Below are 1,372 nucleotides of genomic sequence, written 5' to 3'. Positions count from 1 at the left end.
GCTGCGCCGGCTGCTGGACGGCACGGCGGACGACCCCGCGACGGCCGCCGCCCGCCTGGGCGTCACCGGTCCGGCCCGGGTGGCGGCCTTCGCCCCGGACGCCGCCGCGAGCGTCCCGGACGCCGAACGCACCGCGCTGCGCCTGCTGGACGTCGTACGCCTGCAGTGCGAGGCGCGCTACGGCCGGCAGGCGTGCGTGCTGCTGGCGGGGGTGGTGTACGCGGTGCTGCCGGGCCCCGGCGAGCGGCACCGGAGCCTCGCCGAGGACATCGCGGCGCGGGCCGGGCAGGCGCTCAGGGTGCCGGTGCGGGCGGCACTGGGCGAGGTGGTGCCGGACCCGGCCGGGCTCGCGGACTCGCGGGCGGACGCGGATCTGGTGCTGCGGGTGCTGGACGCGGACCGGCCGGTGGCCTCGGCGGACGAGGTACGGGCCCGGGTGGCCCTGCTGCGCCTGGCCGAACTGATGGCGGAGCACCGGGAGTTGACCGCAGGCTCCTGGCAGCGGGTACTGGCGTACGACGCCGAGCACGGCACCGCGTACGCGCGCACCCTGGTCTGCTGGTTCGACGCGGGCTGCGACATGGCGGGCGCGGCCAGGCTGCTCGCCGTGCACCCCAACACCTGCCGCTACCGCCTCCGGCAGCTCCAGCGGCACACCGGGGTGGACCTGGACGACCCCGACGAACGGCTGGTGCTGTGGCTCCAGCTGCGGACGCTGGCGGGGCTCAGCGCAGCCACGCCCTGAGCCGGGCCTCGCAGCGCCGCAGGTGCGCCACGGGGACGTACTCCCCCGCCGTGTGCGCGAGGGAGGGGTCCCCGGGGCCGTAGTTGAGCGCGGGCACGCCCAGCGCGGCGAACCGGGCGACGTCGGTCCAGCCCAGCTTGGCGCGGGGCTCGGCCCCGAGGGCGGTGCGGAGCGAGCCGATCCGGTCGAGGTGCGGCAGGGCACCGCCGACGACCTCGGTGACCCGCACCTCGTACTCCGGGAACAGCCCGCGCACGTACGCCTCCGCCTCCTCCGCCGAACGGCTCGGCGCGAAGCGGCAGTCGACGGTGACGACGCATTCGTCCGGTACGACGTTCCCGGCGACCCCGGCGCGTACGGCGACGGCGCTGAGCCCCTCCCGGTACTCCAGCCCGTCGATCAGGACCCGCTCGGGAACGTGCGCGTCGAGCCGTGCGAGCACGTGCCCCGCCTTGTGCGCGGCGTTGCTGCCCTGCCAGGCGCGGGCGGTGTGCGCGCGGGCGCCCTTCACCACGATGTCGGCGGTGAGGATGCCCTGGCAGCCGGCCTCGACACCGGCGTCGGAGGGCTCCATGAGGATCGCGAGCCCGGCCTCCTCCAGCAGCCCCGGCCGGGCGGCGGCGATCC

General features: G+C 77.1%; 2 protein-coding genes. One reads left to right on the top strand and one right to left on the bottom strand.

Going from position 1 to position 1,372, the window contains the following annotated elements:
- The coding region (locus CCN44_RS33330; RefSeq protein ID WP_167404057.1) for a PucR family transcriptional regulator at window positions 1-745 on the top strand (745 nt) is incomplete at its 5' end.
- On the opposite strand, the gene CCN44_RS33325 is transcribed toward CCN44_RS33330, so the two are convergent.
- The coding region (locus tag CCN44_RS33325) for a peptidase dimerization domain-containing protein (RefSeq protein WP_244204007.1) at window positions 726-1,372 on the bottom strand (647 nt) is incomplete at its 5' end. The genes CCN44_RS33330 and CCN44_RS33325 overlap by 20 nt on opposite strands.

The sequence above is a fragment of the Streptomyces tricolor genome (genome assembly GCF_002155905.1).
GTDB classification, from domain to species: Bacteria; Actinomycetota; Actinomycetes; order Streptomycetales; family Streptomycetaceae; genus Streptomyces; species Streptomyces tricolor.
Note: the sequence above shows the minus strand (reverse complement) of the source record. Positions and strands in the feature narration are given on the sequence as shown.